Annotated in this window: 10 protein-coding genes; all 10 read right to left on the minus strand. The window is 70.3% G+C overall.

The annotated features are described in order from the left end of the window. Positions 1-2561: hypothetical protein (locus D7V97_RS36965; RefSeq protein WP_147445128.1), on the minus strand; the 2561-nt coding region annotated here is incomplete at its 3' end. A 24-nt stretch (positions 2562-2585) separates the two neighbouring features. Continuing rightward, positions 2586-2804, minus strand: a complete 219-nt coding sequence (locus D7V97_RS36970) for a hypothetical protein (protein ID WP_120615314.1) — start codon at positions 2802-2804, stop codon at positions 2586-2588. A gap of 17 nt (positions 2805-2821) precedes the next feature. After that, positions 2822-3256, minus strand: a complete 435-nt coding sequence (locus D7V97_RS36975; RefSeq protein ID WP_120615315.1) for a phage tail protein — start codon at positions 3254-3256, stop codon at positions 2822-2824. A gap of 45 nt (positions 3257-3301) precedes the next feature. Further along, positions 3302-3763, minus strand: coding sequence for a phage tail tube protein (locus tag D7V97_RS36980; RefSeq protein ID WP_120615316.1), 462 nt, complete (start codon positions 3761-3763; stop codon positions 3302-3304). A 12-nt stretch (positions 3764-3775) separates the two neighbouring features. After that, positions 3776-4198 carry a hypothetical protein gene (locus tag D7V97_RS36985; RefSeq protein WP_233583462.1) on the minus strand — a complete coding sequence of 141 codons (423 nt, stop codon included), beginning with the start codon at positions 4196-4198 and terminating at the stop codon, positions 3776-3778. 53 nt (positions 4199-4251) lie between these two features. Beyond that, positions 4252-4665 carry a minor capsid protein gene (locus tag D7V97_RS36990; protein WP_120615318.1) on the minus strand — a complete coding sequence of 138 codons (414 nt, stop codon included), beginning with the start codon at positions 4663-4665 and terminating at the stop codon, positions 4252-4254. Next, positions 4665-4985, minus strand: coding sequence for a hypothetical protein (locus tag D7V97_RS36995; RefSeq protein ID WP_120615319.1), 321 nt, complete (start codon positions 4983-4985; stop codon positions 4665-4667). Before D7V97_RS36995 ends, D7V97_RS36990 begins: the two co-directional genes overlap by 1 nt. Then, complete coding sequence (locus D7V97_RS37000; protein WP_120615320.1) at positions 4985-5641, minus strand: hypothetical protein; 657 nt, start codon at positions 5639-5641, stop codon at positions 4985-4987. Before D7V97_RS37000 ends, D7V97_RS36995 begins: the two co-directional genes overlap by 1 nt. An 85-nt stretch (positions 5642-5726) precedes the next feature. Then, positions 5727-6179 carry a hypothetical protein gene (locus D7V97_RS37005; RefSeq protein WP_120615321.1) on the minus strand — a complete coding sequence of 151 codons (453 nt, stop codon included), beginning with the start codon at positions 6177-6179 and terminating at the stop codon, positions 5727-5729. 44 nt (positions 6180-6223) lie between these two features. Further along, a partial coding sequence (locus D7V97_RS37010) for a phage major capsid protein (protein ID WP_147445129.1) occupies positions 6224-7380 on the minus strand: 1157 nt, incomplete at its 5' end.

Below are 7380 nucleotides of genomic sequence, written 5' to 3' on the forward strand. Positions count from 1 at the left end.
GTGTTGGGCCCGTCCTGCTCGTCCTGCGCGTCGAAGCGGCGCAGCGCCACCTTCCACAGGTCCGGCACGTTGGTGAGCGCCTCGTTCACGTCCGCGAGCGCGTCCCGGTTCTTGAGGACCTCGGCTGTCTCATTGGCCTTCGCCATGGCCGCGTCCCAGGTGAGGCCCTCCAGTTCCTGGATGCTCCGAGCCAGGGACTCCGTGTCCACCTTCGCGGACTCCATCGACTTCGCCCAGCCCTTGAGGAAGCCGAGCGGGTGCGCGCCGAGGATGCTGATATCGCCGAGCTTCTTGAACACCCATTGGATGGCGCTGATGATGCCATTCCACGCCGAGGCGAGGCCCTTAATCACATACAGGATGCCCAGGCCGACGTAGCGCAGGACTTCGAAGAGTCCCTTGAGGACGTTCTCCAGGAGCCAGCTGGTGGCCTTGCCGACGAGTTCGAAGGCCGGCGCGAGCATCTTCAGGAAGACGCCCACCAGGACGATGATGGGGGCGATGGACTCCATGGCGTGCCCCATCTGCTCCATCACGGGGGTGAGGAAGTCGATGATGACGTTCACCAGGTAGCCGATGGCCCCCACGATGGGCTCCAGGCCGGTGGCCGCCGTGCCGAAGAGGTCCTTCAGCTGACCGATGATGCCGTTGAACATGTCGATGATGGTCGCCATCTGCTCGCTGCCCATGAGCAGCTCGCCAATGGCGGCGAAGAGGGCGCCCCAGATGCCGCCCGCCTCGAATCCCTTCTTCGCGCTGTCGATGATGCTGCCCAACTCGCCCATGCGGCCGAGGAAGCCGCTGATGAGGTCCGCCCGCGCCGCTGCCATGGCCGCCTTCGCGTCCTCCGCGAAGCGCTGGGTGTCCTCCCAGATGGCGCCGAAGGACTCCTGGGCGCGCTCCATTTCTGCGCGAGCGGCGTCGGCAGCCTCCTGCCGAGCGTCGTCCGAGGTGTCGCGGTTGAAGTCCAGCTCGTCCTTCGCGCGGTCCGCCTCATCGGCCAGGTCCGACAGCGACTTCGCCGCGCGCGCTGCGTCCGCCTCCGTCGCGCGGTCGGCCTCGCGCTTCGAGGCCTCGTCGGCGTAGGTCTGGAGCTGGTCGTAGCCTTTCTGCCGGAGGTCACCGGTCAGATCCCCCGGCTGGCGGATGCGTGCTTCGCTCTTGCCGTTGAACATCTCCATGAGCTGCCCCAGCCGGCCCTTGAGGTCGTCCATGCCGGTGGCGCTGCTGATGTCCGCGAGCATCATCTTGACGCCCGTCATGGCGTCGCTGAGCCCTGCGCCCGCCACGTCCTTGACGACGCCGACGCCACGCCCGACGGCGGCGGCCGCGTTCTGGACAGTGGACGTCACGCCCGCCATCAGCTCCGCCTTCGCGGCGGTCATCATCTGCTTGGCCTCCGCCATGGCGCCGACGCCGCTGTCGAAGGCCGCCTCAACACCCTCGCGGAGATCCTTCCCCGTGACCTTCTCCATGGACGCGAGAGCCTTTTCCGTCGACGACATGCCCGCGGCCTTGGCGATGGGGCGGAGCACCTTCGCGGAGCGAGAGACGAGGAAGGCAACGAAGTCGAGGGCCCGGTCCACGATGCTCTTGATGGTGGAGTTGATGGCGTCGAAGGCCGCGACGAAGATGCCCGTCAGTTTGTCGGCGACGTCGCCCAGCCCGCCCATCATCCGGCCGATGGACTCGCCCATCGCGTCCCACGCCTCGCCAGCGATGAGCTTGATGTCGCCCCAATTCTTATAGAGGACGCCCGCCAGGAGGACGATGGCTGTGATTGCAGCGGCCACCGCGAGGATGGGGACGGCGGCCGCGCCGAAGCTCATCAGCATCTTGCCGACGCCGGAGAGCATGGACGGCGTGGACTTGGCGAAGTCCCCCATGGACTTGCCCAGGGTGCCGAGTCCCCCCTTCATCGCTTCCATGGTGGGCAGCATCCCCTTGAAGCTCACCCACATCTTGGACAGGGAGGCGCCGACGTCCACGGTCTTCATGGCCTGCAGCGCCTGCCACGCCGACGAGGCGGCTGGGCCCACCCCATTCAGCACTGGGCCCAGCTTCGCGATGACGGGCAGCATGGCCTTCGTCGCCTGCATCGCGAGGCCGACGCCCTTGGCCAGGCCCTCCACCGTGGCGGCTAGCTTCCCCACGACGCCGACGCCCAGGCCAATGCCTGCCACCCAGGCTGCGACGCTCGCCGCGGAGCGCTTCACCCCTGGACTCAACCGCTGGAAGTGGGCGGTGAGGTTGGAGAGGAAGTCGCCGATGCGCCGCACCAGCGGGGTGAAGAGGTCGCCCACCTCGGCGGCGAAGGTGTAGAGCACCTCCTGGATGTGCTCCACCTCCGCCGCCAGGCGCTGGTTGGACTTCGAGGCGGCCAGCACCGCGCCGCCGATGCCGGCGGCGATGACGGCGCCCACCTTGCCGATGGGGTCCGCCGCCTCCTTCACCCCCTTCGCGACCTTCTCCACCTCCTTGGCCAGCTTGCCCAGGGACTGCACCGCCTCGCCGATGCTGGCGGTGACGGCGACGTACAGGTCTCCAACCTTCAGGGCCACGGCGGGACTCCAGGGGTGTGCCGCCTACCGCTTCGGCTTCGGCGACGGCTTGGGCGCGAGGCGGTAGGTGACGGTGGTGGTGCCGCTGGCGGGCGCGTGGCTTGGCGCGCCCGCCGGGCGGGGGTGGTGCTGGGTGCGCTGCTTCAACTCCTCGTTCTCCAGCTCGCAGTAGGCGAGGAGCCCCAGCAGGTCCTCATGGTCCCAGGAGCGCACCTCGTCCGGGGACTGCCCCGTGAGCTTCACGACCGCGAAGAGGAGCTTCAGCTCGGGGTCGGCTCGGAGTTTTTTCGGACGTCCTTCATGTTCGGCGCGAAGGCTGCCTGCACGTCCTCCTGCACGTCTTCCAGCCACACGGCGCTGTCCACCACGCTGTCGAGGTCCGCGTCACTGAAGAGGCGCTGGCCGTTGGTCGGGTCGTACAGCACGCACGCCGCGATGCGGGCCACGAGGCGCAGGGCATTGCGCGGCGACGTGGGCTTGTCGTCCTCGCCCATCTCGCCCTCCGCCTTGGCGGCCTCAATCACCTTCACGCGGTCGCCCTGCGTGGGCTTGCAGAGGTGCACCTTCTCGCCGCAGAGGTCGAGCTGCTTGAGGACCTTGCGGTTCTTCGCGAGCAGGCGGTGCTTGAGCACGCCGGGGTTGGTGGGGGTGGAGACGAGGGCGGTCTCCATGCTGGCGGTGCTGGTGTCGCTCATGTCTGTCTTCTCCAAGGTGAGGGCTGTGAAGAGAGGAAGGGGCGGCTACACCGCGACGGGAGCGCCCTGGCCGGTGAGGCTGACGGTGAGCTTGTCCACGTCGGACGACGGGCCCCCGGACTCGAAGGACATGACGCGCACCTTGTAGCGCTTGCCGCGCTGGCCCGCGGTCGCGTCGGCGTCCCGGATGACGTGCAGGTAGCCGATGCGCCGGAGCTGCCCCTCCAGCGCATTCTGCGCGGCGTTGTCCTTGATGCGGTGGCCGCTGACGGTGACGCTCAACGCGGTGAGGGTGGCGGCGTTCGTCTTGTAGCCGTCGCTGCCGTAGTAGTTCGTGTCGACGCTGTCGGCCGCCTCCGAGACGGAGCACTCCATGATGCCGTCCAGCTCGGTGGCCGTGCCGGGAGGAGCGGCCTCCGCCGCCTCGGCCATGGTGACGAGCGGGGTGGTGGGTTCGACGGTGAAGTGGATCTGCTGCGCGTAGAGGACCTGCGGTTCGTCAGCCATCTGCAATTCCTTTCACTTCGAGGGAAACAGCTTCTTGAGGGCCTGCTCCAGGGCCGTCTTCACGCCCTTGCGGCCGACCGAGCGGCTGCGACGGAAGGCCTTCTTCAGGAAGTGAGGAGGCGGGTTGATGATCTGGTCCCCCCAGTGGAAGCCCTCGTGGATGGCGCCGGCCGCGGGGTGCGCGTAGCCGGCCACCCACGTGGTGGAGAGGCGCCGGTCCAGGTGGTGCTCGGGCCCGTCGATGAAGCCGGTGTCGGCGAGCGGGCGTTCCTCGCGCTTCGCGTTGCCGTGCGCGTCGTACTCGACGTCACGGTCCCCGCGCGGCACGTCGAACTGCGACAGGTCCAGCGCGTGGCGGACAGTGGCGCGGCCCGGCTTGTCCAACTCGCGCAGCACCTCGGGCGCGCGCTGGCGCAGCTGGAGGAGGGGGCGCATGTCGAGCTTCACGCGGACGGGCATGCCCCATAGAAGGGGCGCCCGCCGCCACGTCAGGCGGCGTAGGCCAGCGTGACGGTGAAGACGAAGCGGTGCTTGTCGCTGCCGTCCGGGCCCATGTACGTGGGCGCACCCTGCGCCTGGCAGGAGACGTAGCCGGGCACGGCCGCCAGGTGCAGCGCGCTCCAGCACCGGCGGGCCAGGGCCTGGGCGTCCGCGTAGGTGCGGCCGCGCACCAGCACCTGGACGTCCGGCTGGAGGTAGCTGCGCCCCGTGCCCATGTAGTCCTCGGGCCCGGTGCCCGTCACCTCGCGCACCGCCACCACCTGGGGCGGTGCGGTGAGCGGCCAGGGCCCCGTGTAGAGGCTGGGCGGCGCGGGCGGCGTGGGCGTCATGGTGAGGCCCAGCTCAGCGGCCTCCAGCACCTGGGCCACGTGGAGCTCCACGTCCTGCAGCTCGGCGCCCATCAGACGTACACCTCGTAGTGGTCCAGGCCCCCGCGAATGTCGAAGCAGGGGGTGATGCGCAGGGGCCGGCGCCGGGTGTCGAGGTCGCCTGGGGTAGCGCCGGGCAGCCAGAGGGCATCCCCCGGTTTCACCTCGACGGTGGTGAAGAGGACGGCCTCGGACGTGGCGTCGGTGCCGTCCGAGGTGACGAGCCGCTTCGTACTGCCCTCGAAGCGGCAGGCATGCACGGTGGGCTCGGCGAAGTCCTCCTCCCCGCGGTTGTTGACGCCCAGCAGCCGGGCCAAGCCGAAGCGCTGGCGGAGGCGGTGTCCCATCAGCATCACGCCACCCCCTGGCGCGGGCGGCGGTACCGGGCCACCAACCGCCGCGCGCGGGCGGGCACCGCGGGCAGCTGGCCGTCCTCGTCCGTGGCGCGCGTCAGCGACGTGCCGCCGATGGACTCGGAGACGGCCTCCTCGGCACCGTCGCCGTGCACCAGCGCGGCCACCACCATCTGCGCCGCCAGTTGGAGGTCCGCCGGCAGGTCCACCTGCAGCGCCCCGTCCAAAGCGGCCTGGCCGGGCGTCACCCAGCCGGCGTCGTAGGTGACGACGAGCTCGCCCGTGTCCTCCACGTGCAGCGGAGTGGAGGACACGCCGGGCGAGTAGCGGCCGGTGAAGGGCCACGCCTCCCCGCGCGCCAGCACCCGGCCCATGACGGCGGACTCGAGTGCGTACGCGGCGGCCGGCAGCTCCACGCCGCACACCTCCACGCGCGTCACCTGGCGCACGCCTCCAGAGCGCAGCCAGAGGTAGCGCCCGCCCGTGCTCGCCACGGACTCCACGACGCCCAGGCGCCGGTGCAGCAGGTAGCCCACGTGCGCCGCCAGGGTGAGGGACGCGGCGGTGATGAGCAGTGGCAGGCGCTCGGGGTCGGCGGCGTCGCGCACGGTGGCAGGCAGCTGCGCGGCGGTGAGCAGGTCCTCAACGGCAGGCATGGGCACCTCGAAGAAAGAGGGCCGGGGCGGCGCGCTGGCCGCCCCGGCCCGGGCAGGCACGGAAGGGGGTAGTCCGCGCCCGCCGCTACACGGGGAGGCGGTTGGCGCCACCGAGCACCAGCACGGCGCCGGTGGCGAGCGTCGGCGTGGCGCCGCCGGTGAAGGCCAGCACCTGCTTCACGCGCAGCTGGTCGTGGTCATCGCCGAGGAAGGAGAAGTCCAGGTCCAGCTCCACGGCGCTGTCCGCCGCGGTGGCGACGACGGACAGCTCCTCGCCGTCCCTGTCCACCACCGGGGCCCAGGCGCCCGGCACGCCCTCGGCGCCCGCCGTGCTGCCACGGGACTCGAAGGTGAAGGTGGCGCTGATGCCCGTGGGCCCGCCGGTGGCGGCACCCACCGCGACGGCGAGCACTGCCGAGCGGAAGGAGAGGACGTCGAGGGTGGGGCCCTGCGTGGTGCCGGCCGCGCGTGCCGCGGGCGCGAGGGCCAGGGTGTTCGTCTTGATGTACGCGCCGATGTTGGCGAGGGAGGGATGCATGGAAGGACTCCGGAAGGTGAGGGAGGAGGGCGATGGGACGCGGGCTAGTAGGTGACGCCCGTGCGGATGGAGAAGGCCTTCGGGCGGCGCACCTGCCAGTCGCCTTCCTGCACCCCGCGCAGCGTCTTGCGGTCGCGCTTGAAGTCGTTGCCGTTCTCGCCCAGCTCGATTTCCAGCGGCGCGGCGTTGCCGAAGTACAGCTCCTGCGCGAGGCCGAAGCCGATGATGTTCTTGCCCGCCAGCGTCTGCGAGTGGCCCACCGGGAAGCCGTTGAGGGTGGGGTTCTGCAGGTCCTGGAGGCCGGGGAACACCCAGCCGCCGGTGCCCGAGGCGGCCGCGTCGCGCAGGCTGGACAGGTGCATCATCGTCGTGGACGTCATGAAGTAGAACGGGTTGGCGCCCTCCAGCGGGATGTTGGCCTCCATGACGTCAGCGACCATGGCCTTCAGGTCCGCCACCTTCTGCTCGATGGTGGTGCCGGCGATGGCCTTCTTCGTGATGCCTGCGGTGTTGAGGATGCCGGTGGGCGTCTTCGGGCCCTTGCCCACGAGACCCGCCTGGTCGAAGGCCAGCCCCATGGCGCGACCGACGTCGGCGGCCAGCTGCTCGGCGGAGCGCAGGCTGCCCTTGCGCATGAGGCCGTTGCTGATGCGGATGGTGCCCATCGCCTTGTAGGCGCCGAGGATGAGGTCCCCCGTGTCCAGATCCGACTCGCTCGACTCCTCGTCCTCGCCCTCCCACTGCACCTGCACGCCCTGGTTGATGACGCCGATGGTGAGCTTCGCTCCGTAGCCCGACTCGATGCGCGGGCCCGCGCGCAGGAGGATGGAGGCGGGGCGCAGCACATCGATGATCTCCTCGCTCACGGACTCGCGCGCCCAGAGGCTGCCGCCCTGGCCGAAGACGGACTCGAAGACGCCGGCGGACTTCACCTTGTCGAGCCACTCGCGCAGCGGCTGGTTGAGTCCCTTGGACTTCTCGCGCGCGGTGCGGTCCTCGAACTCCAGGAAGGCCGCCTTCATGCGCACGCCCAGCAGCGCATGCGCCGGGCTCTCCGTGTCGAACATGCCCTTGAACTTCAGCAGGGCCGGACCACGGCCGGGCGCCGCAGGGCTGGTGATGGCGGGGCGCGCGGCGAGCGCGGCCTCGACGTGCTTGATGATGAGGGGCGCGAGCGCGGCCTCCACCACCGGGGGGACGG

This window comes from Corallococcus sp. CA053C (assembly GCF_003611675.1).
GTDB lineage: Bacteria > Myxococcota > Myxococcia > Myxococcales > Myxococcaceae > Corallococcus.

Coding starts and splice junctions, on each gene's coding strand:
- D7V97_RS36980 (WP_120615316.1), bottom strand. CDS start 3,763: ATGGCTGACGAACCGCAGGTCCTCTACGCGCAGCAGATCCACTTCACC.
- D7V97_RS36995 (WP_120615319.1), bottom strand. CDS start 4,985: ATGCTGATGGGACACCGCCTCCGCCAGCGCTTCGGCTTGGCCCGGCTG.
- D7V97_RS36990 (WP_120615318.1), bottom strand. CDS start 4,665: ATGGGCGCCGAGCTGCAGGACGTGGAGCTCCACGTGGCCCAGGTGCTG.
- D7V97_RS37000 (WP_120615320.1), bottom strand. CDS start 5,641: ATGCCTGCCGTTGAGGACCTGCTCACCGCCGCGCAGCTGCCTGCCACC.
- D7V97_RS36985 (WP_233583462.1), bottom strand. CDS start 4,198: ATGCGCCCCCTCCTCCAGCTGCGCCAGCGCGCGCCCGAGGTGCTGCGC.
- D7V97_RS37005 (WP_120615321.1), bottom strand. CDS start 6,179: ATGCATCCCTCCCTCGCCAACATCGGCGCGTACATCAAGACGAACACC.
- D7V97_RS36975 (WP_120615315.1), bottom strand. CDS start 3,256: ATGAGCGACACCAGCACCGCCAGCATGGAGACCGCCCTCGTCTCCACC.